This window comes from Sorangium sp. So ce204, assembly GCF_051526795.1.
GTDB lineage: Bacteria > Myxococcota_A > Polyangia > Polyangiales > Polyangiaceae > Sorangium > Sorangium cellulosum_B.
Map to the genome: position 1 here is coordinate 261727 of NZ_CP150317.1, position 25366 is coordinate 287092.

General features: G+C 71.3%; 18 protein-coding genes. 2 read left to right on the top strand and 16 right to left on the bottom strand.

Annotated features, from left to right (window positions below; all coding sequences use genetic code 11):
* Positions 1–96: 96 nt before the first annotated feature.
* A complete protein-coding gene (locus WMF22_RS01030) occupies positions 97–1545 on the bottom strand; it encodes a cytochrome P450 (RefSeq protein WP_438034552.1) in 1449 nt (482 codons plus the stop codon).
* A gap of 542 nt (positions 1546–2087) precedes the next feature.
* Here WMF22_RS01030 and WMF22_RS01035 point away from each other — a divergent pair.
* A complete protein-coding gene (locus tag WMF22_RS01035) occupies positions 2088–3041 on the top strand; it encodes a S1 family peptidase (RefSeq protein ID WP_438034553.1) in 954 nt (317 codons plus the stop codon).
* 55 nt (positions 3042–3096) lie between these two features.
* Here the strand turns inward: WMF22_RS01035 and WMF22_RS01040 are convergent, their stop codons facing one another.
* The 6 genes from WMF22_RS01040 to WMF22_RS01065 all read right to left on the bottom strand — a co-directional run bounded on the left by WMF22_RS01040 (position 3097) and on the right by WMF22_RS01065 (position 13419).
* Positions 3097–5934 (bottom strand): hypothetical protein, encoded by a 2838-nt coding sequence (locus tag WMF22_RS01040; RefSeq protein WP_438034554.1) that lies wholly within the window; start codon positions 5932–5934, stop codon positions 3097–3099.
* 288 nt (positions 5935–6222) lie between these two features.
* Positions 6223–6849, bottom strand: coding sequence for an L-2-amino-thiazoline-4-carboxylic acid hydrolase (locus tag WMF22_RS01045; RefSeq protein ID WP_438034555.1), 627 nt, complete (start codon positions 6847–6849; stop codon positions 6223–6225).
* 354 nt (positions 6850–7203) lie between these two features.
* Positions 7204–8433, bottom strand: coding sequence for a radical SAM protein (locus tag WMF22_RS01050; RefSeq protein WP_438034556.1), 1230 nt, complete (start codon positions 8431–8433; stop codon positions 7204–7206).
* A 135-nt stretch (positions 8434–8568) separates the two neighbouring features.
* Positions 8569–8985, bottom strand: coding sequence for a GAF domain-containing protein (locus tag WMF22_RS01055; protein WP_438034557.1), 417 nt, complete (start codon positions 8983–8985; stop codon positions 8569–8571).
* An 87-nt stretch (positions 8986–9072) separates the two neighbouring features.
* Positions 9073–12672 (bottom strand): ATP-binding protein, encoded by a 3600-nt coding sequence (locus WMF22_RS01060; RefSeq protein ID WP_438034558.1) that lies wholly within the window; start codon positions 12670–12672, stop codon positions 9073–9075.
* Positions 12673–12780: 108 nt separating this feature from the next.
* Entirely contained in the window at positions 12781–13419 is a 639-nt protein-coding gene (locus tag WMF22_RS01065; RefSeq protein ID WP_437297263.1) for a regulatory protein RecX, read from the bottom strand.
* A gap of 189 nt (positions 13420–13608) precedes the next feature.
* On the opposite strand from WMF22_RS01065, the gene WMF22_RS01070 reads away from it, so the two are divergent.
* Positions 13609–14466: a hypothetical protein gene (locus tag WMF22_RS01070; protein ID WP_438034559.1), complete on the top strand. Its 858-nt coding sequence runs from the start codon at positions 13609–13611 to the stop codon at positions 14464–14466.
* 59 nt (positions 14467–14525) lie between these two features.
* On the opposite strand, the gene WMF22_RS01075 is transcribed toward WMF22_RS01070, so the two are convergent.
* The 9 genes from WMF22_RS01075 to tssK form a co-directional block, all read right to left on the bottom strand.
* Positions 14526–14936 (bottom strand): hypothetical protein, encoded by a 411-nt coding sequence (locus tag WMF22_RS01075; protein WP_438034560.1) that lies wholly within the window; start codon positions 14934–14936, stop codon positions 14526–14528.
* Positions 14937–15043: 107 nt separating this feature from the next.
* A complete protein-coding gene (locus WMF22_RS01080) occupies positions 15044–18700 on the bottom strand; it encodes a hypothetical protein (RefSeq protein WP_437297266.1) in 3657 nt (1218 codons plus the stop codon).
* Positions 18701–18706: 6 nt separating this feature from the next.
* Entirely contained in the window at positions 18707–18967 is a 261-nt protein-coding gene (locus tag WMF22_RS01085; RefSeq protein WP_437297267.1) for a hypothetical protein, read from the bottom strand.
* 83 nt (positions 18968–19050) lie between these two features.
* Complete coding sequence (locus tag WMF22_RS01090; protein WP_437297268.1) at positions 19051–19704, bottom strand: hypothetical protein; 654 nt, start codon at positions 19702–19704, stop codon at positions 19051–19053.
* Complete coding sequence (locus tag WMF22_RS01095; protein ID WP_437297269.1) at positions 19701–21314, bottom strand: type VI secretion system baseplate subunit TssF; 1614 nt, start codon at positions 21312–21314, stop codon at positions 19701–19703. Before WMF22_RS01095 ends, WMF22_RS01090 begins: the two co-directional genes overlap by 4 nt.
* A gap of 12 nt (positions 21315–21326) precedes the next feature.
* Positions 21327–21905: a hypothetical protein gene (locus WMF22_RS01100; RefSeq protein ID WP_437297270.1), complete on the bottom strand. Its 579-nt coding sequence runs from the start codon at positions 21903–21905 to the stop codon at positions 21327–21329.
* Between the two features lie 2 nt (positions 21906–21907).
* Positions 21908–23551, bottom strand: coding sequence for a hypothetical protein (locus WMF22_RS01105; RefSeq protein WP_437297271.1), 1644 nt, complete (start codon positions 23549–23551; stop codon positions 21908–21910).
* Positions 23548–23910 carry a GPW/gp25 family protein gene (locus WMF22_RS01110; protein ID WP_437297272.1) on the bottom strand — a complete coding sequence of 121 codons (363 nt, stop codon included), beginning with the start codon at positions 23908–23910 and terminating at the stop codon, positions 23548–23550. Before WMF22_RS01110 ends, WMF22_RS01105 begins: the two co-directional genes overlap by 4 nt.
* Before the next feature lie 42 nt (positions 23911–23952).
* On the bottom strand, positions 23953–25356 hold the full coding sequence (tssK, locus tag WMF22_RS01115) for a type VI secretion system baseplate subunit TssK (RefSeq protein ID WP_437297273.1): 1404 nt from the start codon (positions 25354–25356) through the stop codon (positions 23953–23955).
* Between the last annotated feature and the right edge of the window lie 10 nt (positions 25357–25366).

The following is a 25366-nucleotide window of genomic DNA, read 5'->3' on the forward strand; positions in this document are numbered from 1 at the left end:
TGACAGAGGTAGGCACGTCGTGTCCCGATGGGCTCAGGGCGTCTTTCTCGGTGGGATCAACCCCAGCATGGCCCCGGAACGAGGCGCGATGGGGCGTCAGCGGCGGCGGGGGGTGAAGCGGACGAACAGCCCTTCCGGCTTCATCGTGAACCCGAGCAGCTCCTTCACGGGTCGCGCCGGGTCGACCAGCGATACATCGAAGTCGCGCGCGACCATGGCGCCCACCATGGCGCTCTCGACCATCGAGAGCGCGCGCCCGGGGCAGACCCGCGGGCCGCTGCCGAAGGCGAGGGCGGCGCGCGGGTCGTGCTTGCCGGCGCCCGCAGGCCGCGGGGTCAGCCAGCGCTCGGGCATGAACGAGGTTGCGTCGTGGAAGTGCTCCTCCTTCAGGGCGATCTGCCGCGTCAGCAGGATCATCCGCGCCCCCGCCGCGAGCCGCAGCGAGCCGACCGCCGTGTCCGCGCACGCCTCCATGAACAGGACCGGCGCCGCGGACTTCAGGCGCAGCGTCTCCTGCGCCACCGCGCCGAGATAGCGCAGCCGCTGCGCGTGCTCCGGGCCCTCGGGCAGATCCGCGTCGCCGAGCTCGGCGTCGACCTCGGCCCGCATCCGCGCCTGCACGTCCGGGCGCAGCGCCATGAAGTGGAGCATCCAGGCCATCGTGTCGGCCGTCGTGTCCTCCCCGGCGAGCAGCAGCGTGAGCACGTTGCCGAGCACCTCCTGCTCCGACAGCCGCGCCTTCGGGTCGTCGGCGTCGCGCGCCACGAGCAAGGCCTCCAGCAGCGAGCGAGGCGCCGCGGCCCGCGCCGGATCCCCGTCGAGCTCCGCGCGCGTCGTCCGGAGGATGTCCAGCATGCGCGTGCGTACCGCCGAGAGCGCCTGATCGAGCGCCCTATCGGCGGGCAGCTTGACGTGCCGCCAGTACGGAAATGGCGCGAAGAGGCGGCGGTTGAGCGCCGCGAAGACCGTCTCGAGCTGGTGCGACAGGGGGTCGGTGCCGCGCTCGATGAGGTTCATGTCGAGGCCGAACGCCACGGCGGTGGTGACATCCACCGTGTAACGCGCGAGGTCTCGCCGCGCGTCGACCGGCGCCCCCCGCGCGGCCGACGCGCGCCATCGCTCCCGGAGCCGGCGGGTGATCGTGGAGAGCGTGCCGTGGCTCTCGCGCAGCTGCCCGGCGGTGAACGCGCTCATCACGAGCCGCCGCTGCCGCGTCCACTGGTCGCCCTCGGCCGAGAAGACGCCGCCGAAGCCCATCTCGTCGATGAGCTCCTGCAGCGGGCTCCAGCGGCGGAACTCCTTCGGCCGCTCCCGCAGGATGCGCTGGACGAGCTCGGCGCTGGCGACGACCACGACCGGCGTGCGGCCGAGCCAGAAGGTGTAGAGATCGCCATACCTGCGGTTCCAGCCCTCGAGCGTGAGGTGGAACTGGGTGGGCCGGATCTCGAGGAGGTTGCCGAGCAGCGGCAGCCTCCGCGGTCCCGGGAGCGTCGATAGATCGCGCATGCCCGCTGACGGGGCGACTTCTGCTCTGGCGGTCTCCATGGTCTCCTTTCGAGAGGGCGAAAGCGGCCAGCGCCGGCGCCGCCGCGGTCGAGGTGCAACGTAGCTCGTCCTGGCGTGCACGTGGGCGCTCTCCGGCGCGCGGCCTTCGTCACGCGCCGGCATCGCGAGCGCGGCCGCGAGGCCCCCCTGGGCGAGCCGGCGCGTGACGAAGGCGGCGCGCCGGCCGCGGATCGACGAGCGCGCGAGCTTGCCGACGGCCGCTGCCCCGCTCCCGGTCCTCCGCTATCGTGGCATCGGAGAGCGCGCAACGGCCGCGACCGCGGCGCCATGCCCCCTCCGGCGCGGAGCGAACGTCCGCGCCGTCCCTCCAGCCGCGATCGCCCCGGCGAGATCCCCCCGCTCGCGCGCAATTCCAGGACTCCCCGCCGCGCCCCGCGGCCGACACGCGCGCGCGCCGAGCATGGCGCTGGCACTGCGCTTGTTATGCCCCCCGCGCGCCCGCGGGGCCGAGCGGCGCCGGACCGCGGGCGCCTCCGCAATCCGCCGCTCTAGACACCATTTCTGGACGGAAAGGTTGCAGTATGAAGAATGCCATCCCGATCGCGATCCTGTGCCTCGGCGGGCTCGGCTGCGCGGATGCACCTCCCGGGGGCGACGGCGAGCAGCCATTGCTCACGTCCCGGCAGCGCATCATCGGAGGCGCTGTGGACACGACGCATGCCTATGTCGTGGGCGTGGGCAATCGCAACAGGGCGTACTGCAGCGGGACCGTGATCTCGCGGCGCACCGTGATCACGGCGGGACACTGCCACGGCGCGCTCACGCGCGTCTTCTTCGGCCCGACCCTCGGCCGGCGGTCGGAGAGCGCGCGGATCGAGGCGTCGAGGAGGCATCCCGCCTTCAATCCCGCAACCCTCGAGAACGACCTTACCCTCCTCCGGCTGGAGAGCGACGCGCCCGTGCAGCCCGCGCCCCTCCTGCGCGAATCGATGGAGAATACCACCTGGTATGTCGGGCCAGAATACACCTTCGTCGGTTACGGTGTCTCCGACGGCGTCGCAGGGACGGGGTTCGGCATGCGCCGCGCCGTGACGTTCCCCATCGTGGCGGTCGGCCCCGCCCAGGTCGGCGGGACGCCGGGGACGATCGACGCGACCCAGTTCTATTACCAGGTCCCCGACATGAACACGTGCGCTGGCGACTCCGGAGGTCCGGCGTTCCTCGTGCGCGGGGGCGTCGAGCGCCACGCCGGCGTGACCTCGTTCGGCGACGACCCCTGTACGCTGGACGGGGTGCAGGCGCGCACCGATCTCGACCAGATAGCTCGCTTCATCCAGCCGACGATTGACGAGTTCGAGGCGGACAACCCGTGCCGCGCGGACGGCCTCTGCGAGGCGGCGTGCGACGTCGGGCCCGAGATCGTCGACCCCGATTGCGCCGATCGCCACTGCGGCCAAGATGGGGTGTGCGCCCTCGCCTGCGCGTTCCCGGCCGACCCGGACTGCGCGCTCCGCGCCGGCGTGCAGGTGCGATGACGGGACAGGTGAAGGCCAGCGGGCGCCGGGCGCGCGCCACGGCGCGAGGCGGAGATCAGGGCGTGTCGGCCGGGTCCGCCGGGTCGCTGCCGGCGCTCCGCTCGTCGCCGTCGAGGAAGCCGTCCTCGTCGCGATCGAGGCCGATGCGGTACCCCGAGCCCGGCGGCGCGCACGTGTAGGTCAGGGGTCGCCCCGTCGCGAGGGCGATCTGGCGGAGCACCGCGTCCGGGATCGGCGGCAGCGCCATCCGGTCGGCGACGAACTGCCCTGCTCCTGTGTGAAGGAAGCCGATCTCCTGCAAGGTCAGGTGGCTCTTCGCCACGAGATCACACTCGCCGGCGTCCGCCCTGGCGATCAGGAGATCGACGCGCGGATCGGCGGCGGCCTGGTTGCCGTACGTGAGCGTGACCTGCTGGCCGACGATCGGCGCGACGTTCGAGTCGAAGGCGAGCAGGAACGACTCGAGCTGCCGGCGGACCGCGTCGCCCGCCGGCGAGTCCGGCAGGCCGTTCGGGTTGTCCGGGAAGGTGCCAAACTGGTTGGTGAAGCCGGTGAACGGCGAGAAGCCCATCCCGCGGAAGAACCGGAACAGCGTGTCGAAGCTCCCGTCGTGCAGGAAGCCGAACCCCCGCACCTGGTCTCCCATGGGATCGTTGTCGCCGGGCAGGATGCCGAACAGCGGGGCGGCCATCCCGAACATCCCGACCTTCTGGTACATGTTGCGCAGGTGCGGCGTCTTGATGAGCTGCGGCTGGAAGTCGAACGTCATGTTGCCGTTCGCTCCGAAGAATCCCGGCTTGTCGACGCCGGGATTGCCCCCCGGGTCGAGGACGTGACAGCCATTGCAGATGGCGGTGCCGTCCAGGTTGCCGCTCATGAAGGTGTCGCGCCCGGCCTGCTGATCCGGCGTGAGCGAGTTGTCCAGGCGGCGGATCGGGTTGGGCGGATAGGTCACCTGCAGGATGAATTCCGCGAACGCCTCCATGGAGGCGGCCGGGATCGGGCCGCTCCGGCCGAGGAGGTCGGTGAAGCCGGCCTGGAACTTCATGAACGCGGCGCGCTCGTCGAACGAGCCGCTGTCCGGCTGGGCGGTGGGCGCGTCGTTGCCGCCCGTGCGATCGCCGCGCCAGTGCATGGGGCCGTGGTTGGCCATGCCGCGCAGGCTCTGGGTCGTCGTCGGGCCCTTCATCGGGTGGAACTCCTGGGGCATCGGCTGCTGCGTGAAGAGGTTGAGCAGCGGGCCGACGAAGGGGCCCGGGTTGGTCGTGACCGGCTCGTCCGGATTGCCGAGATCCCACCCGAGGCTGTCGAAGTCGCCGAAGATATGGCAGCTCGCGCAGGACGAGTCGCCGTGCGCCGAGCTCACGCGCGCGTCGTAGAGGAAGCGCCGCCCGAGCGCGACGCTCGGCGGCTCGGGGCTGTACATCGCGACGTGCGCTGTCTCGACCCGGGTCGCGGTGTCGACGATCGAGATGGAGTTGTCGAAGCGGGTCAGCACGAACAGCTGGCCTCGCGCCTCGTCGAGCGCGAGCCCCGACGGGCCGCCGCCGCTCACCTCGATGTGGTCGGAAGCGTCGGGTACGAACGTGTCGCTCTCGAGCGCGGCCGTGCCGAGCACGCCGACCTTGCTCGACCCGAGCGCGGCCACGTAGAGCGTCGCGCCGTCGCTCGTGACCGCCATGTCGACCGGCTGGGCCAGGCTCGCCTCGCTCTCGGCGTTCGGCGTCGGGGCGCAGCAGACCGAGTAATCGATGTGTTTGTTGAGGTGCCGCGGCGCGACGCGCGGAGGGGCGTTGCCGGGGCGGAGCACCGTGATCCGGCTCTCGTGCAGGTGGCCCCGCAGGCTCTGCCCGGCGAAGACGCCGGGGCCCTCGAACCGCTGCTCGTTCCGCGCGTCGGTGTTGGAGACGTAGACCTTCCCGTTCACCGGGTTGACGACCATGTTGAAGAGGATCGTCCCGACGCCGGTGAAATGGCCCGAGGGCCCGGCGATCGGCCTCGGAGGGTTCGCCATGGCGTTGATGGCGAACACGTCCTTGTCGGGCAGCGAGAGCCGCACCGTGTCGTCCCAGGTGCGGCCGAGCTCGTCGACCCAGTGCGCGCCGTCGAACTTCACGATGAGGCTGACCTCGGGCGCCGGGTCGCCGAACGCGTTGGTCATCGGGCCCGGCGAGCCGCCGTTCGCCGGGCCGCCGTCGGGCACGAGCAGCTCGGTGACGACGGTGCTCCGGTTGCCCGAGTGGAAGCCGGCCGCGTAGACGCGCGCGCCGTCGGGCGTGGCGGCGAGCGCGCGCGGCGTGTCGGTGAAGAGCGTGAGGATCGCGAGCGGCTCGCCGCCGAGCGACGAGCCCAGGTGGTTCGCGTCGAACACCCAGACGTCGGCCCGGCCCACGCCCGGCGTGGTGAGCTCGGGATCGTTCGGGTTGTTCTGGCCGCGGTGCGCCGCCGTGATGAACGCGCGGCGCCGCCCGGGGCCCGCAAACACGATGTCTCTCGGCTCATCGCCCACGAGCAGCGTGCGCTCGACGCGGCCGCCGTATCCGCCAGGGGACAGCGCGACGACGCTGACGCTGTCGGACAGATGGTTCACGACCCACACCTCGGTGTCGCTCCGCGCCGCCACGGCGACCGGATCCAGCCCGACCGGTATCGAGCTCCGGTGGACGAGCGCGCCGTGATGGACGCGGAAGACCTCGAGGCGTCCATCCGGCGTGTTGAGCGCAAAGAGCAGGTTTCCGCCGGGAGAGAGCGCGAGCGGGCGCACCTGCCCGCTCTCGAAGAGCGTATAAGACGGCTCGGCCAGGGCGGGGGCGCTGGCCGCGAGGACGAGAGACGACGCCGCGGCGGACAAAAGGCCGCCGGCGACCCTTCGCAGGGCGAACGGTGACTTCATGGGACCTCCTCGAGAAAGCGACTTCAGGAGCGATCGGGGATCAGAGGATCATTGAACAACTAACACGGACACGCTCTTTGGGGATCCAGGAAAGAGCATTTATGTTTCAATGTTGAAATGCGCGCGGCGCACAGTGCACAGCGCACACCGCCCCACGATCATGACCCTTTTCAGGGGTGCAGCGCGTCATGAGGCAAGCATTGAATGGCGGCGCGCGCAGCCCACCGGCGCACCCGAGCGACGGGCGGTGAGCCCATGTGCGTTCTGCGCCGGCCGCGGAGCGCGACGTTACTTCTTCGCCGTCACGTACCGGAAGTCGCACCGCTCGGCGCCCGTGCCGAGGGTGCCCGTGCGCTGGAGCTCGATGCCGTGGAGCTCTTTCACCTTGAGGTCGTCGAGGCGGCAGATCATGGGGACGATCTCCGGCGCGCCGTGCCGCCGCGCGAACGCCACGATCGGGCACGCGCGCACGTCGAAGGCCAGGAGCGCGCCGGTGCCGCTGGCCTCGTCGAAGCGGATGCCCTCCGGCTCGTCCGCGCGCAGGGTCATCATCAGCAAGCTCCGCGCTGGTTTCAGCCGGAACACCGCATCCATCGCGGCGCCGAGGAGCGGGCTCCGGTTCAGCTGCTTGCGGTAGAAGGCCAGCAGCATGTCCTCGGCGAGGCGCAGGGCCGGCTCCCGGTCCACGCCGAGGTCGTGCAGGAGCGCCTGGTAGATCGCGAGCACCGGCGGGCCGAGCTCGAAGAGCTTGCGATTCGTGCTGCTCCGGAACCGCGGCATCGTCGCCTCCAGCGCGAGATACCGCTCCTTGGCGTGCGTGTGGAGCTCCGCCGCACAGGCTTCGCCGAGCTCGCGCGTCGCGATGACTCGGCCTTCCGCAAGGATCTGCGCGAGACGTTCGGACGGCGACGACATGCTGGAAATTTACCATATGCGGCGCCGTGGCAAGCCTCCTTGTGGGAGCCTCTGTGAGCGGAGTGGCCAGCCGAAGTGAGCTACTGGCCGGCCAATCGACTGGCCGGCCAGCAGGCCAGTCCGATCCGCGGGCGGGGCGTATTCCAGCCGGCCTGTGCGGCCAGAGGGTCAGCGATGCTCCTGCGATCGGGGGAGTTCGGTAGGGACGCAATATGGCTCTGCCGGGATGCGCGGAGCGCCGGACAGGGCGTCTGGTGAAATGAGGCAGAAACCTCTCAGCAACAGGCCCAGTCGGCTCCCGGGCGGCGATGCGCTCGCGGGCTCGGCAGGAGCCGGGCGTCCGTCTGTACGGCCCTACGGCGCTGCCGGTCCCCACAGCCCGGGCACGCGCGTCCCGCAGGAAGGGCACGCGCCGCCGGAGAGGAGGACCTCCTGCGTCTCGTAGTTGAACCGCCGCACAACGACCTCGTGGCAGGTCGGGCAGCGTGTATGCGAGAGCTCACGGACGCGGTCGGCCACGTTGCTGACGTAGACGTACTTCATCCCCCGCGCGTAGGCGACGCCCGCCACGTCCACGAGGAACGCCGGGTCGGTCGTCATGCGATCGCGCATCTTGTAACGCGGGTAGAAGGCGTTGAGGTGCCAGGGGATGTCGGGGTCGACCCCGGCGATCTCGGCGCCGAGGGCGCGGAGGCCGGCCGCCTTGTCGTTGAAGCCGGGGACGACGAGCGTCACGACCTCGACCCAGTAGCCGAGGCGCCGCGCCTCGCCGATCGCCGCGAGCACCGGCTCGACGCGGCCGCCGAGCGTCCGGTATTGATCCGCGCTCCACCCCTTCAGATCGACGCGGAACACGTCGGTGACCGGGCGCATGTACGCGAGCGCCTCGGGCGTCGTGTTGCCATCCGAGATGAGCGCGGTGACGAGCCCCCGCCGCTGCGCCTCGGCGAAGACGGCGCGCGCCCACTCGGCGGTGATCATCGGCTCGTTGTAGGCGCTCGCGAGCACCCCGCAGCCCGCCGCGACGGCCACCTCGACGAGATCCGCGGCGCTGATGTCGATGGGCTCGCCTTCGCTCTCCGGCTCACGGAGGGCCTGGGAGACCTTCCAGTTCTGACAATAAGGACAGCGCAGGTCGCACCCGAACATCCCGAAGGTGAGGGACCTCGCGCCGGGGCGCACATGGAAGATCGTGTTCGTCTCGACCGAGCGCACGTAATGGCGCGCGACGTAGCCGAACGGGACGCGCAGCTCGCCGTCCTTCTCGAAGCGGATCCCGCACGCGCCCGCGCGCCCCGGCGCGAGGACGCAGCGGTGCGCGCACGCGGTGCACCGGAGATACCCCTCCTCGGGACCGGGCTCGTAGAGCGCGCCCGGCACGGTGCGGCGGGCGAGCTTCGCCGTGAGGGGCTCGCCCGCGGCGCCGCCCTCGCCAGGCCCGGATGCGGCTCGCTCGCGCGCGGGCTCGTTCGCGGCGCCACGAACGAGGTCCTCCACGCGGACGTGCGGGCGGGCGCCCGGATCGAGCGCGTCGAGCGGAGCATCGATCGCGGCTTTCGGGGCGCTGCGTCCGTTCGTCTCCATGGGAGAGCGGGCATCGCTAGCATCGCAGCCGCGAAAAACAAGGGCCTTGTGGGGCGGTGGCGGGGCGGCGCCGCTGGACAGCGGCGCTGCGGCGGGCAGCGGCGAGCGAGGTGGCCCGGCGCGGGAGCGCTCTTGTCAGGCCGGCAGCGCGAAAGCGCCCTGCGCGAGCCGATCGAGCTCGTCCTGGCCGAGCTCGCGCTCGCCGGCGAACGCGATCCCCACGACGGCGCGCACGCCCGCGGAGGCGCCGCGCACGGGCAGCGCCACCGCCGCCTGCGCCGCGACCGCCCTGGCCCCGGGCCGCACGTCGCCGGACGTGTCCGTCTGCAGGTTGCACGTCTGCACGGGCTGGTCGCGCTCCCAGGCGAGCCCGGCCATCCCCTTGCCCCGCGGGACGCGGCGCGTGATCTCCTGCACCTTCTCGGGGATGTTCACGGCGGCGGCCAGCGCGAGCGCATCGCCCTCGACGAGGTGCACCGTGCCAGCGATACCCCCGTTGTCGGCGACGAAGCTCCGAAGCCACGGCTCCAACGACTCTCGGCGCGCATGCATGCCCGCACCTTCGACCGTCGCGGGGCCTGCGTCAACCCGGGGCAGCCCGCGGGACGCGCCGGATTGGTCAGGCCTCGTCAGGCCTCGTCAGGCCTCGTCCTTTACCCGCTTGGGCCAGCGCACGATGAAGGTCGCTCCTGCGCCCGGGCGCGACGAGACGGACACGCTCCCTCCGCGGCTCTGCACGATCTTCTTCACGACGGAGAGCCCTATCCCGGTGCCTTCCACCTTGTCGCGCGACTCGAGCGTATGAAAGAGATCCCAGATGCGCTCGTGGTACTCGGGCGCGATGCCGGGCCCGTTGTCGCTCACGGCGAACTCGACGTAGGCGCCGGCGTCCTCACACGTCACCTCGACGCGCGCGTCGCTGCGGCGCGCGTGCTTCAGGGCGTTGCTGATGAGGTTCTGGAACACCTGCTGCATCGGGACGCGCTCCGCGGCGATCGTCGGCATCCCGGGCGCGATGTCGACCCGGGCGCCCTCGGGCGGCGAGAGCAGCTCGACGACCTCCGCGAGAAGATGGCCGGTGTCGACGCTGACCACGTCGCCGCGCAGGCGCCCTGCGCGCGAGTAATGGAGGATCCCGTCGATGAGCGCCTCGAGGCGGCGCACGCGCCCGCGCAGGAGGTGGATATGCTCCTGCGTCTCGCCGTCCAGCTTCCCCGCCAGCGACTCCTCGATCCACTCGGACAGGTTCGCGATCCCCCGGAGGGGCGCCTTGAGGTCGTGCGAGGCGACGTAAGCGAACTGGTCGAGCTCCTGGTTCGTCTTCGCGAGCGCCGCGATGAGCTCCTCTCGGTGCTGGCTCAGCTGCTCGATGCGGCGCCGCGCGAGCACCTGATCGGTGATCTCGAAGGCGACCACCATGATGCCCGAGACGGCGCCGGAGGGGTCGCGGATGGGCTGAGCGACGTAGTTGAAGACGGCCTCGTCCACCGCGCCGCCGCGCCGGACGGGGAGGGTCAGCTCGGTCATGCGCAGCGGCTGGCCGGTCTTGCGCGCGCGGTCCAGCATCGCGATCGCCTCGTGCTCGCCGAGCTCCGGGAACGCCTCGCGCACGCTCTTCCCGACGAGGTCCCGCCGGCCGGCCATCTCGCAGTACGGCGGGTTCGCGACCTCGTAGCGGTGCTCGGGGCCGGCGAACACCGCGATGGGGACCGGCGCCTGCGTGAAGAGGTCGTACAGCCGCTCGCGCTCGCGCTCGGCCGCCGCCCGCAACCGGGCGAGCTGGAGGTGCGTGGCGACGCGGGCGACGAGCTCGCGCGCGGAGAACGGCTTGGGGAGGTAGTCGTCCGCGCCCGCCTCGAGCCCCTCGACGCGCGACTCCTCCCCGGCGCGCGCGGAGAGCATGACGACCGGCACACCCCTCGTGCGCTCGTCGGCGCGCAGCGCGCGGAGCAGGTCGAAGCCGTCGAGGTTCGGCATCATCACGTCGGTGAGCACGAGAGCCGGCGGGCTGCGGCGCGCCGACGCGAGCGCCTCGGCGCCGTCGGCGACGGCCTCGACCGTCCAGCGCTCGCGCAGCACCCGCCCGACGTACTCGCGCATATCGGCGTTGTCGTCCGCGAGCAGGACGCGCCCCGCCGGCCCGGCCTCGATCGCGGCGCCGCCGGACGGCGTCCACGCCGCCGGGGCGAGGTGCTCGACGGCGTCATCACCCTCTGCGCCGGTGGGCGAGTCACCCTCTGCGCCGGTGGGCGAGTCACCCTCTGCGCCGGTGGGCGAGTCACCCTCTGCGCCGGTGGGCGAGTCGCCCTCTGCGCCGGTGGGCGAGTCGCCCTCTGCGCCGGTGGGCGAGTCACCCTCTGCGCCGGTGGGCGAGTCACCCTCTGCGCCGGGGGGCGAGTCACCCTCTGCGCGGGGCAGCCAGCGGAGCGCCTCCTGCACGAAAGGCGCTGCGCCCGTCGTCGTCGACGCCAGCGTCCGCGCGGCGTTCACGCTGTCCTTCGGCAGGTGCCCGGCCCCGCGAGGCAGGGAGACCGTGAACGACGTCCCCACGGAGAGCTCGCTCGTGACGTGGATGGTCCCGCCGTGGAGGCGGACGAGCTCGTGGACGAGCGCGAGCCCGATCCCGGACCCCTCGTGCGTGCGGGATCGCGCGCCCTGGACCCGATGGAATCGCTTGAACAGGTGCGAGAGCTCGCGATCCGGGATGCCCGTCCCGGTGTCCCGCACGGTGAGGTCGGCGCGATCGCCGTGCGCGCGGAGCGAGATCGAGACCGTCCCCTCGAACGTGAACTTGAGCGCGTTCGAGAGCAGATTGAGCACGATCTTCTCCCACATGTCGCGATCGACGTAGATGGGCTCGGGCAGGGGCGGGCAATCGACCTCGAAGGCGAGCCCTGCGCGCGCCATCGCCGAGCGGAAGGCGCTCGCGAGATCCGCGGTGAGCGCGGAGAGATCGGTCGGCTCGTACGACGCCTGGATCCGGCCCGCCTCGATGCGCGAGAAGTCGAGCAGCGCGTTGACCAGCTTGAGGAGCCGGACCGCGTTGCGGTGCGCTGTCTCGAGATCCGCGCCCGACAGGCTCCGCTCCGTCGACGCGAGGGCGTCCTCGAGCGGCCCGAGCATCAGCGTGAGGGGCGTGCGGAACTCGTGGCTCACGTTGCTGAAGAACGTGGTCTTCGCGCGATCGAGCTCGGCGAGGGCCTCCGCCCGCCGCTTCTCCTCCTCGTACGCCTGCGCGTTGGCGATGCTGGCGGAGATCTGGCCGGCGACGAGGTGGAGGAAGCCGCGGTAATCGTCGTCGAAGAGGCGGAATGGATTCAGCCCGACGATCAGGACCCCGGCGCGCCCCGTCTCGCCCGAAGGGGAGATCGCGAGCGCGGCCGCCCGCGTCGGCGGCCTTTGCCATGCGCCGGTCGGGAGATCGCGGAGGTGAGCCGGTATCTCGACGACGCGGCAGGACTCGTGCTCTCGCAGCACCGCGGCGAGCGGCCACGGCGACGCGTCCGTGAGCGCGATCGTCTCGGGGGCCGCGGCGTGCCCCCGCTCGAACCCCGCGCTGCCCGCGAGCCGCACGCGCCGCCGATCCGGGTCGACGACGTAGAGGAGCGCGAAGGGGAGATCCTTCGTGTTGGTCGCGAGCGAGCTCGCGCTGCGCGCGCACACGTCTTCCCACGATCGCCCGTCCGCGGTCCGCGCCGCGAGGTCGCGGAGGAGCGAGAGCTGCCGCTCTCCGATGATCCGCCGGGTGTCGTCGGTGTTGGCGCAGAGGATGCCGCCCGTGCCGCCCTGATCGTTCGGCACAGGGCTGTGGGAGAACGTGTAATACGTCTCCTCCTGGTAGCCGTTCCGCTCCATGATGAGGAGGAGCGCCTCGTCGTAGGTGCCCTCGTCGCGGCGCATCGCGGACGCTGCGCGCGGCCCGACCTGGCCCCAGATCTCGCGCCACACGACGGACGCGGGCTGCCCGAGCGCCTCGGGGTGCTTGCCGCCGACGATCGACCTGTAGGCGTCGTTGTACAGGTTGATGAGCGAGTCGCCCCACCAGACGAACATCGGCTGGCGCGACGTCAGGACGATGCGCACGCACGTCTTGAGGCTCTGCGGCCACGACGAGACCGGTCCGAGCGGCGTCTTCGACCAGTCGATCGCGCGCATGCGCGCGCCCATCTCGCCTCCGCCGGCGAGGACCGCGCGAGCGTCCGCGCGATCCGGCGGCGGGCCATCCAGCTCGGGCGACATGGGCCCTTTGTAGCGTGCTGTAGGTGGCGGGAGAAGGGCAGAAAACAGGGTGTTTCGGCCGCTCGGGGGAGCTCGTGCACCGCGCAGGGGCCGGCGCGCCGTCGCCGTTCACGGCGGCGCGTCGAGCACCGCGCGCAGCGCCCGGCGCGCCACGTCGGGCGAATAGCCCTGGCGCGCGAGGAAAGCATAGAGCTTCTGCCGTTGCTCCGCAGGAGCGAGCCCCGAGAGCGAGCGGAGCTTCTTGCGCGCCGCCCGCTCGGCCACGGCGGACTCGTCCGTTCCCTCCTCGGCCATCACCTGCCGTATGGCCGCGTCCGCCACGTCGCGCGAGACGCCTTTGCGGGCGAGGTCCTGCTCGATCCTGCGGCGCGACCGGGGCTTGCCCACGATGCCGGAGCGCGCCTTGGCCTCCGCGAAGCGCGCGTCGTCGAGCAGCCCGCTCGAGGTGAGGCGCTCGATCGCGGTCGTCACGTGCTCCCTGGGCTCGCCCTTCTCGATCAGGCGCTTCTCCAGCTCCCTGGCCGATCGCGCACGGAACGACAGGAGCCGCAGCGCCCGCTCGTAGGTCTTCTCCGCGGCCTCGCGGGCCTTGCGCGGCGGCTCGGCCGCAGCCCCGGGGCTGTCCTGGCCGGGGGTCAGGCCGGCGGCGGCCTGCTCGGGCACCGTGGCGAAGGGCACCCCATCCACCAGGATGACGACGTGGCCGGGTTGGTCAGGCGAGGGGGCGATTCCCGTGATGATCGGCATGCCCGAGGGACGATGGCGCACCCCGCGCGGGCCGCAAGCTCCCGCTCACTTCGCCTGCTCACGGCCGCGGCAGGGCGCCTGCTGGCTCGCCTCACCTGAACGATCGCGGCCGCCTGGTGGAGCCGTCGACTCGGAATTTGACACGCGGGGGCGTGCTGGCGTCTCCTGCCCGCGAGGAGACAGGACGCCATGCCCGGGCAACGGCTCGTCTACAAGCTGCTGAACGATACCATCGATGTCAGGGTCGTGGTGGGCTACATGCCGACGACGAGGGCGCTGGCAGTGGACCAGACCGAGCCCGAGAAGCTCGACCAGTGGTGGTGGGACGCGGGGGGCAGGCGGCCTCTCGGGGTCGACAAGCCGACCATGTCGATCGAGTACATCGCCTCCTATCCCAAGAAGCTCGGATACCTGATGATGATCCAGGTCCTGTGGGTGCCCGACACCGATCGTGCGGTCCTGGAGAAGAACTCTTTCGACATGGACCGCCTCACCACGTTCGGGGATGGGCTGGCCACGATCGACGGCGGCAAGGTGGGGGCCCCGGCGCGCCTGCGCATCGGGCCGGAGGCGCCGCACAGCACGTATCCTTTCTTCGCCTACAACTCGGCGTACTACAAGCCGCTGAAGCGTCAGCCGGCCACGAGGACGTTCCGGCACAAGGACTATGCGAGCGCGGCGGGCAGCCACTCCACGCTGATCTTCGACTGCGTCCTGGTCGCCAAGCTGAAGACCGAGGTCGCCCCGCTGAGCAGCCTCTCTCTGAAGCTCACCTCCTCGAAGCCGAAGGCACAGCCCAACTTCGGCGTGCTCGACTCGTTCATCTGGGGAATGGACAACTACAAAGAGGCGGTCTTGAAGAGGCGGACGGACATCTCTCCGCTGATGACACAGGTCCTCGCCAACGAGTACCCGAACACGAAGCTCGAATGGCTGACGGACCCCACCAAGATTGACACGCTCTACGATCCCTCCGCGACGGGCTCCGGCACGGGGTCGAAGAAGCCGGGCAGCACGTCGACGGGCGGTAGCAAGACATACGATTGAGGGCCGCGGCGCCCTATCGCCGCTCACGAGCACGCTCTCCGCTGGCCTCCGCCCCGGGCTCACCTCTTCTCGACGCGCAGCCGACTCCCCTCCAGCACGACGTCGTACGTCGCCTTGGAGGAGGGGAAGAGCGCCTTCCAGTCGCCGGTCGGGTGGTAGAAGAAGACGTAGAGCGCCACCATGCCCTTCGCGGGCGGCGACACCGAGATCTCCTTCTTCGTGCCGGGGAACACCACGGCTGTCTCCAGCACGGAGTCGTCCGGCGCCGTCACCTGGAGAGAGGCCGCCTGGTAGGTCTCTTCGAGGTACGTCTTCGAATCGACGTTGCGGACCACGAGGTAGCAGGGCCGGTTCTCGTTCAGCCCGTCGTCCGGGCGGACGTGGAACTCCACCTGCGACGTGCACCCGAGCGCCGCCGGCGCCGCGAGGGTGGCCGCGAGCACGGGGAGGGGCAGGCAGGGCAGTCGCACGCGGCGATTATCCCGTGACGGCGCGAAGGAATCCACTTTGCCGGCGAGCGCCCGCGACGCCTTCCCCGTCCTCCCGCCGTCCTCCCCGGTTCCCCGGCGATCCGCGCTCAATCGAGGGACGGCGCCCGGAGCAGCCCGGCGGGGTTCGGCTCGAACAGGAACGCAGCGTACCGCCGCGGGTCACCGGGGGACTCGGGCGGGGCCTTCCAGGTGACCTTCGAGCCCGCGACCTCGGCGCGCTGGATCAGGTGGAAGAATGAGAAGTCCGCGGCCGCGACGTCGATGGTCTGGATCCGGGGCTCGCCGCCGCCGGTCGGCGTGGTCTGGATCCCCACGCTCGAGGTGTTGGACTGGCCCCCTGCCGGCGACCACGCGACCGGGAAAGGCTGCCACGAAGGGGCCTGGTTGAAGGCATAGAAGGTGGCTGTCCCCGACTGCAGGAGCGCCAGGGTGATCGTGCGCTCGGGCTCGACCGGCGAGAGGGGAGGGGCCTTGACGCGGAACGCGATGGACTGCGGCTTGCCGTCGGGCCCGAAGAGCATCTTCTGAAGGCCCTGCGCCCACGACGCGAGCCGGAGCGCCCCCGCCGGGACCTCGACCGCGCCCGCCGAGGGGACCTCCAGAGGCGTGTAGCTGCCCGCCGGGCCCTCGCGGCACACCGGCCCGATCAGCGACGCGAACGACGCGAAGAAGGTGCCCTTGGGCCCGAACGTCGCCTCCACGTCGGCCGCCTGCGCGTCCACCGTCGACCGCGTGTCGAAGGGGAAGCGCCCCAGGATCGGGGTCACGGACGGTCGGAGCTCCGCTGTATACGCGTCGGCCGTCGCGCGGTCGAGATCGGCTTTCCCGAGCGCGAGCGCCCGCTGCGCCGCGAGGCGGAACGGCCGGCGGAGCGACTCGGTCATCGTCGCGTCGTTCAGCCAAGCCTCGACCTCGGCGTCGGGGGATTTCGCCGGGGTGCGCAGGGCCGAGAGCGCGAGCGCGCCGATCGGGGCCAGGCGATCGTCGAGCGGCGCGTCCCTCTTCGGGGCCGGAGGGGCCCTGTCCGAGAGCGAGGGGACGAGCGTGATGAGGAGCTTGTAATAGGGCTCCAGCGCGGGATACTTGCCGTTCTCTCCGGTCAGGAGCCGCGCGATCGGGCCGAAGTCCGCGACCGGGTCTCCCACGAGCCGGAGCAGCGTCCCCGGCGATCCCGGGATGCTCGCCTGATCCGCGACGCGCTTCTGAAAGGTGGTGAAGAACGAGGACGGAGACACCATGTCGGCGACGTCCGCCGCGAGCGCGGAGGCGCCCCCTCGCGAGAGCTGGAAGCTCTTGTAATACGCGTCCGTCGCGTCGCGCAGCCCCGTGCCGTAGCTCGACGCAGCCGAGCGCGTGGGCCGCAGGTAGATCTCGCGCTCCGAGACGTCGAGGCCCGTGCCCGTGAGCGCGGCCTCGAAGCCCGCGAGGCCGGGCTCGACCTCCGCCGTGAACGCCTCGTGTGAATACAGGCCGTCGATGTACGTGGACGCGCCGCGCCCGGGCTGCGGGAGCACGGGGGGATACGCCGCGTCCTTAGGGAACAGCACCGATCGCCTGGACGAGTCCGCGAACAGGGCGTCGAGGTAGACGAGCGCGCGGCCGGCGACGATGGCCTGGGCCCACTGGCCCATGTCGAAGCTCCAGGACTGGGCGTCGAGGACCACGTTGTAGACAGGCGGCTTCTTCGCCTCCGGCTCGGCGCTGGCCGCCGCGGTCGAGGACGCACTCCCCGAGGGCGCCGCGCTCGCCGAGGCCGAAGCCGATGCAGGCGCGGAGGGGGCCGCAGGCGCGGCGCTCGACCTCGGGGCGGCGGAGGCGACCCCGCCTGTTGAAGCGGCGGCCGTCCCGACGAGCTGCTTCAATCGATCGAGCAGATTGTTGGCCTGCTGCTCCGCCGTGGCCTCTTTCGCTTTCGGCTCCACGATCTCGGGCGGCACGGCGATCACCTGGAGGTCCAGGACGGCCTGTCGCAGGCCTTTGCCTGCGCCCGACGGCCCGTCGAGCGAGGCTCCCCGGACGGCCGCGAGCAGGTGCTGGAGCGTGCCCGCGTTCTCCTGCATCCACGGGCCCGCGTCGCTCGTCGTGCCCTTTCCGAACAGGTTCTTCTGGGTCGGATGACGCGCCTGGAGTATCCGCGCCGCCTCGTCGAGCTCCGTCTGCTCCGCGGCGTCGCGGACCGCCTGATCGAGATCACCCGCGCTGTCCTGGAGCTCCTTCAAGGGGTCGGTCCGCAGGCGCTGTCCGTGCAGCACGTCCGACAGGCGGCGGAAGAAAGAGGCCCAGTCCGCGCGGGAAGAGCCCCGCGGCAACGCGGTGATCTCGGGCAGACTCGACAGCTCCTTCTCGGTCGGACCCGCGCCGTCGCTCACGGTCAGGTAGCTCCTTAGGGTCCGGGGCGACATGCCGAGCGCGGCGGCCCACGCGGCCTCGTCTTTCTGGATGATCGCGCGCAGCGGGTCGCCGTCCTTGCCCGCGTCGAGCACGGAGAGCGCGCGGATCCGCGCGGCGCGGTCGGTGCTCTGGAGCTTCGGATTCAGCATGCCCGCCTCGACGGCGGTCCGATACTGCTCCTCGATCTCGGCGCGCCGCGCGTCGAACAGCCAGGCCGAGCGGTCCATCCGGAGCACCTCGGCTGCGGCCTTCTCCTCGACGGTCCTCGACACCCTGTCGCCGTGGCTCACCGCGTCCGCCATGACCGTGACGGCGCTCGCGGTGCGCTCGACCGAGCTGCGCTGCATGGTGAACACGATCGCCCCGAGCGCCAGCGCCGCGGCCAGCGCGAGCCCCACGCGCGTGATGAAGCGGCGCTCCCGGGCTCGACGGTCGCTGTTCGCGAGCTCGGGATCCTCGGCCAGCGCGTCGCCGGTGGAGCGGAAGGGCTCCAGCTCGGTCGCGGCCGAGAGGAACACGCCGTTGACGATGGGCGCGTCCTTCGTCGAGGCGAGGAGCGACTCGAAGAACGGCGCGAGGGCCCGCACGGTCTCCGGGCCCTCCGACGAGACGAAGCCCACGAGCTCAGGGAACCTCGTGGTCCGGGCGCCGAGCGGCGTCACGCGGCGCCACTCGGGGGGGAGCTCGTCGGACTCCCTCGGCGCGATCGGGCCGCGGGCGTTGGTCTCTTCGAGGATGTCGCAGAGCGGTAAGAACCCGGCGGAGCGAGCGTCGCAGTGCGTGACCGCGACGCGCACGTTCACCGGCGAGCCGCGCAGATCGGTGAGGATATCGAGCTTGCGCCGCGCCACGCGGCCGAGATCGCGCAGCCCGGCGTCGTTCCACGAGAGCGCGCTCGCGTTGACCACCACGATCACGCGGAGCGCCTCGAGCGCCACGCCCTTCCAGAGCTTGCGGAGCGCGTCCTCGGCCTCGGGCCGCGGGTCGAACAGGAGGTCTGCGGCGATCTCCTGGACGCGCTGTCCATTGCCTGAATAGACGTCCAGATCGCGGCCGTCTGGCGTGTACCGGTCGCCTTGCTTCAGGGCTCCGCGGATGAGGGTCGTCTTCCCCGACAGCCGCTCTCCGAGCACGACGAGCACGGGGCCGTCGCGCTCGCGCTGGGGCATCGCGGCGACGGCCTTGCGCCACGCGCCCGCGAGGTCCAGGTCCTCGGCCTTCTTCCCCTGGGCGGCGCGGCGCTTCCGGATCCACCCCACGGCGAGCAGGACGAAGCAGAGGATCCCGACGATGAGCGCGATGATCCCAAGGATGAACCACCCGTCCACGCCGGAGCCGCCCGCGACATCCATCCCAGCTCAGCCCACTGCTTCCAGCAGGTCCTCGATGGTCTCGAAGGTGGCCACGAGCTTCGCTGGGTCGATCTTCGCCCCCGGGGCCACGGCTTCGTGGAGCGGCGCGAGCACGGCGGCGACGGCCGTCTTCGAGAGCGAGGCAGAGAGGCGGGCCTCGACGCTGGCGAGGAGCGCCTGCTCGGGCGAGACTCCGCCCTTCGCCGGCGGCGCGGACGGGCGCGGCGCCGGTGCGGCATCGTCGGACCCCGGGCCAAGGCGCTCCATGGGGGGATCTGACCACGGGCGGCGCGCGGCCACAAAAAAAAGGCGTCTGCGCTGTCTCTGCCCTCACCCGCGGCGATCCGCGCTCAGAGCGAGAGCGCCTTTCGCAGCCTCGCGAGCCAGGACTCCGGGGGCTCTGGAATCGCCAGGGGCGCGGCGCGGGGCGCCGAGGGCACGAGGAGCCGCAGCGCGCTCTGCACCTCTTCCGTGCGCTCGCGGAGCAGATCGGGGGCGCCGGCGTAGCCGCCGGTGAAGCCCTCCGAGAGGCAGAATCGATAGAGGGTCAGGAGCAACAGGACCCGATCGCGCTCGTCCGAAGGGGGCTGTTGCGCGAGCTGCTCGGCGCGCGGGACGAGGGGCGCGAGCTCCTCGAAGAACAGGTCTCCTCCGTCCTCGCGAGGCGCGTAGTCGCGCCGCTGCACGCGCAGCCACTCCTCGCTCCCGCCGAGCGGGGCGGCGCGGAGCAGCACGCGCTCGTCGTACAGGCACACGAGCGGCAGCAGCACGTTCTCGGGCGCAGCGCGCGTCCTCCGGGACACCCGCCCTCGCAGGTGGTCCAGCTCGTCGGAGATGTCGGTCGAGAGCACAACGAGATCGGGCAGGCCCGGGCCGGCGTCGAACGCGTCCTCGATGATCTTCTCGAGCTTCGCGTGCGCGGCCGTCACGTCGCGCAAGAGGTGGAGCACCCCGTCCTCCCGAGGCGCCGCGGCCGGGCTGGATGGACTGCCCACCTGCGTCATGGTGAGATGTCCTGATCTCCCGCGCGCGGGGAGGTCGTCTCGACGTCCGCGGGCTCGGGGCTCCACGCGTCGAGCAGCGCCGAGACCTGCCGGTGGAACCAGGGCGCGAGCGCCTCCTCTCCTGCCGCGGGCCGCTGCATCTCCACACGATACACCCTCTTTCGCGGGCCGCGCGCGCCGATCGGATCGGGCGCGAACGACGCGGTGAGGCCGGCGATCCGGCCGGGAAACCGGGCGAACGGGCTCGCGCCGGAGGCGCCGAAGAGCGCGAGGAGGGCCCGGAGGTCGCGCGCCTCGAGCGTGGGTTTCTGCTTGAGCGCGAGCACGTCGAGCCCCTTCTCGGGCGAGAGGGCGAGGGGGCTCGGCAGGGGCGGCCGCACATTGCCGAGCACGCGGAGCGCCAGGCCGTCGAGGGCCTTCTTGCGCTGCGGCCGCACGGTCAGCGGGCCTCGCGCGTTCTGCCAGAGCGAGGGCTGTGACCACACGGCGTCCACCTGCGCGATCCACGGCGCGGTCACCGCGTCGGGCGAGGAGACGCGCACCATGACGCTGCCGTCCTCGGGGAAGAGCGCCTCGTACGAGTCCCCTTCCTCGCCCGAGAGCGAGCGCGGCGGGACAGGCGTCAGCACCTTCTGGACGGGCCTGTAGACGCCGCGCACCGCCACCGGCTCGACCCCCGCGAGCGCCGAGTGGAGCAGCCGGACCTGGCGGGCGTCGCTCGTGCCGTCGACGGAGATCGGCTCGGCCAGATCACTCCATGCATTCTGCATCGGCACCACGAAGAGCGCGAACGTGTCGGTCGTGACCGAGAGCTGCTCCGGGAAGCTCGCGCCGAGCGAGATCGTCAGCGTCATCCGCTCGGGGGCCGGCCCTTCGGCCGGCACGGAGACGCGGAAGAGCAGGGCCCGCTCGGGGGCGTGGAAGAAGGAGCGGATCCGGTCGATCGGCGAGCCGCCCTCGCCGATGTCCCACGGCCTCGCGGGCGCGGGCGGCTCGAACGACACGTCGCAGGCGCGGTCGATCCCGTCGTCCTTGGTCGCGACCGCGCGCAGGAAGTGGCGGCGCAGCTCCTCGTGCAGCTCGGCCGCGGCGTTGTAGTCGCCGTGCCGCCGGACGAAGAACGGGAGCTCGATCGGGCCCTTTTGCGGCACCCTGGCCGCGAGGTGGATGCGCAGCTCCGCGCCGCGCGCGCTCCTCGCGATCTCGGCCTTCTGGATCCGGATCGGCCGCACGGACAGGGGGCCTCGCGTCGAGAAGACCGACGCCCGCCCGTCATAGGTCTCGACCCGCATCTGCGTGCTCTCGGGCAGCTCGATCGGCGCGTCGAGGAGGCCCCACCCGTCCGCCTGGAGGAGCGCCGCCGCGGGCATCGGCGCGAACAGATCGTCGAGCAGGCCGCCGGCCAGGCGGATGATCGCCGCCCGCATCGCGGCGCTCGCGGACGCGCGCGTGCGCGCCGAGAAGAACGCCATGGCCTCGATGAGCCTCCGCACGTCGGGATCGTCCGTCCCGGCGGCGAGCTCGCCCCTGCGGACGCCGTCCTCGATGGTGTGATCGAGCGCCGCGAGCTCTTCGTGGAACAGGGCGCGAAACTGGGGTCCTTCGTCCATGTCGCCGCTCCCTCAGCCCACGTTCACGAGCTGGCCTTGCACGTTGGTGAGGCTGCCCTTGAGCGTGGCCGTGCCCGTCGACTCCGCGTTGAGCGTCGCATCGGCCTTGATCTGGACCATCGCCCCGGACACGCTCACCTTGGTCTGCCCGGCGGCGTCGACCTCCATCGACGCGACCTTGGCCGCGGAGGACGTCAGATCCACCGTGCTCTGACCGCCTCCCGAGAGGGCGATCTTCGTGTTGCCGGTGACGCTCACGTTGGTGCCGGTCGCCGAGATGTCCTTGTCCGACGAGAGGGTCATGTCCTTCGCGCTCTTCACGGTCATCGTGTCGTCGCTCTGGTAGGTGGACGCCTTTGTCGACTTCATGGTGATCGTCTCGGAGGCCATCACCTCGAACTCCTTGCACGAGACGCTGACCTTCGCGGAGGTCTGCGTGATGGTGCTTGTCGCGTCGGAGCCCTTCACGGTGAGGGTGATCGAGGTCCCGTTCATGGCGACGGTCTGCGTGATCTGGTCGTCCTTGTTCTCGATCGTGACGGTGATCCCCGCCACTTTGTCGAGCTCCACGGTGCAGACCAGCTTGCCCACGACTACGACCCTCCCCCTTCCGTCTCCTCGACCTTGAGGGTCATCTTGCCCTCTTCGAGGCGCAGGAGCACCGTGTCGTTCTCGTTCGTGCGGAGCACGCGGAGGACCGGTTTGTCGCTCTGGTAGTCGTGGAGCATCGAGGTGTTGCTCTTGTCGGACTTTCCGAAGAGCAGGTGTTGCCCCTGGCCGTCCTGCGGCACCCGCGCGCCGGCCCGGTGATCGAGGACGCGGACGATCTCCGCGCGATCGAAGAAGCACGCGAGCCGCACCCGCTCCTGCTTGTAGACGGGCAGGTAGAAGGTGCCTGTCGCCTGCGCCGACATGTACGGCGCCTTGATCTGCTTGTCCTCGAAGGACGGGATCTCGACCTTGTACTCGTCCACGGACGTTGTCTCGTTCGCGGTGATCTCGTAGGTGACGTCGGTGTCCTCGCCGATCGCGCTGACGCACTTTCCTTCGAGGTAACCCGGGAACTTCGGGGGTACGAACGGCGAGAGGGACACGAAGGGGTCGTCCTGGTCCTCGAGCAGGAGGCCGAGCTCGATCTCGAACCCCGTCGCGGTGTCGCCGTAGTCCGCCTCGGGGCCCTGATCGAGCGCGCGCGCCGACATCGAGAGCTCGAGCACGCGCAGGTCGCCCGGGGGCGTGCGGATGGAGCTGGAGAACCCGCCGCTCGTCGACACGGTGACCAGGCTGCCCGGGGAGACAGGCACGGTGGGGAACCGCGCGAACGAGAGGGCCAACCGGGTCGCGGGCGCACGCGCGCGGGACGTCTCGGCGGTCACCTGATCGTCGCCCTCCTGCGCGACGTCCGTGCAGATCACCACGTCCTCGTAAATGCCAGTCGCCGCGTCCTGGTTCGTGATCGCCGAGAGCTTCGGGGACGCCGCCGAGACGTTCACGATGCGCGGGGCGTACCGCGCGGGCTCGGCGATCTCCCAGGTCAGGTCGACGACGTCCTCGCGCGGCAGGACCGCCGCCGTCCCCGAGGCGTCCTTGGTCTTCGAGAGCTTGTAGGTCCCGGCCGCGTGATCGAACGTGAGGACGCCCGCCTTGTCGCTCACGTACCAGGTCACGAGATCGTAGAAGCTCGCGCCCGCGGCCTTGTGGAGGTGGAAGAACACCATCGGCACCGCGGCGGACAGCGTGTCCCAGTCGTAGGAGAGCGTGATCTTGTCGCCCTTGTTGGCGTCGAGGACGTCCTGGAACGACTGGTCCACGTAGAGCAGCGTCGGGTGGTGCTGCCTCCAGAGGGCGCGCGCCGCGTCCACGAAGCGGACCCGATACCTGCGGTAGAGCACCGGGCGCTCCGTGAAGCCCTTGTCGTGGATCTTCTCGGTCACGCTCCGCTCGACGACGAGGCCGCGCGTCGCGATCGCCGGAACGGTAGGGTCCTTCTGCGCGTCCGAGCGCACGGCGGTGACGGAGAGGCTCACCTCGGCGAGATCGGGCTTCTGGAAGTCGGCGAGCACGTCGTCCATGTACTGGCCGCCTCGTGTCTGGTCGTCCTGGAGGACGAACTCGACCGTTCCTTCGGCGCCCCACGGCGTGAGCCGGAGCGAGAAGCCGCGCACGTTGCCGCCCTGGATCGTGTGGGCCGTGCCGCCGCAGGTGAGCGTCAGCGTGGCGGCGAGCCGGTCGTTCACGTGGGCGCCCTTCCTCCGTCCGGCCCCGGGGCCATGGGCTCGACGGTCACGTAGCGCAGGATCGTGTGCATCCGGATCCAGAAGGCCGCGGGGCTCCCCTCGACCTCGCACTGGAGCTGGAAGGCCGCGTACAGGGTGCTGTCTGCGCCGAGGAAGGTGAGCACCGGCTTCTCGGCGCGCGGCTCGTAGTCCTCGATGAGCTTCAGCATCTCGCGGCCCAGGGTCTCGATGAGCGGGTTCGTCGCGAGGTGTTCGTCGTAGTCGCCGAGGCCGAAGACCTCGGCCGCCTCGGCATATCCCTTCTTCGCGTTCAGCACGGTCGCGAGGTTCCGCGCGACCGACTTCAGGGCGGACTCCATGCGCTCACCGGCCAGACGTCCCAGGAGGCCCATCGTCCGCCCTCAGCGCGCCGTGCTCGCCGGGTAGGTCCAGTAGAGGGCGGCGCGGATGCCCTCCAGCTCCTTCGGGCGCAAGAAGCCGATGGAGCGGCTGGCACGCACGTACTTCCACTCTTCTTCGAGCGTGGCGATGCGCTGCGTGTCCGCGCGGTGCGGCTCCATGCGCTGCGTGTCCGCGCGGTGCGGCTCCATGCGCTGCGTGTCCACGCGGTGCCCCTCGAGGCGCTGGCGCTGCTTGCCGTCGGGCTTCGGGAGCGCATAGACGTCGAACCGAGCGCCGAAGTCGGCGGGGGAGGCGCTCGTCCGGGCGGGGCGGATCCCGCGCGTGGAATGCTGATTGATCCAGGGCAGCCGGCTCGGCTCGCCGAGGCGCACGTTGTACCGCTCCAGGGGCATCTCGCCGTACGGCGTCGGGCGCTCGATGACCAGGTAGATCTCCGGCGCGTCGAGCACGTCCTCGGGGATGTCCTGCGCCACGAAGCGGCCCTCCGACTCGACGAGCTGGATGGTCGGCGTCGTGAGCGGCAGCCCGTCGATCCGGGCCTCGATCGCGTAGATCAAGTCGCCGAACAGGCCGCCGAGGTTGTCGTGATCGTACCTCGGAAGGAGGCCGTCGGGCAGCGTGCCCTCGACGAGGTGGAGCTCCACGAGGAGCGACCGCAGCGCCGCGAGCACGGTGTACGGGTGCAGGCGCGCGTGCGAGCGGCTCTCGGCGCCCTGCGGGGCGTCGAGGAGCGCGTCGTCGAGGAGCGCGACGGCCTTCATCACCTCGGCGCGCCCGCGCAGGAAGGCCTGCGTGGGGCCGGCCGACCTTCGGGCCTGCGCCACGTGCTTGCGGAGCTCGTCGGAATACCGGGTGAGCCGGTCTCGCAACCCGACGAGGCGCGCGTGGAGATGGGGAGTCGATCGGAGCCGGAGGAGGGGCGGGACGGCGGCCGGAGCGACGTGGAACGCCTTGCCGTCCCGCGTCTCGAAGCGCCCCACGTGGAGCGATCGGCCGCGCGCGGACGCCTCCTTGAACGACAGCTCGGACCGGAGGGTGATGCGCGGGGTCCCCACGGCGCCCGCCCGCTGGCCCTCGGTGGGCTCCGCGGCGAGCACGTGGAAGTACACGTCGACCTCAGGCGTGCCCGCGGCCTTGAGCTTCACGGGCTCCGGGAGAGAGAGGTTGTCGGAGGAGCGCACGATCGGCCCGCCGGGCATGGCGGCCGTCGCCCTCTCGAGGCGCAGGATACCGCGCGACAGGTCGCCGGGATCCCACTCCAGCTCGAGCCAGCCGTACGCCGGGAGCCCGGGAGCCTCGGCCCGCGCGCGAAGCTCCTCGGACAGGGACTCCTCCAGAGACTCGAAGTCTTCCGGGCGGAGGATCTGTCCGAGGTGCCAGTCGACGCGGGCGAGGCTCTCCATCTCGTCTCCC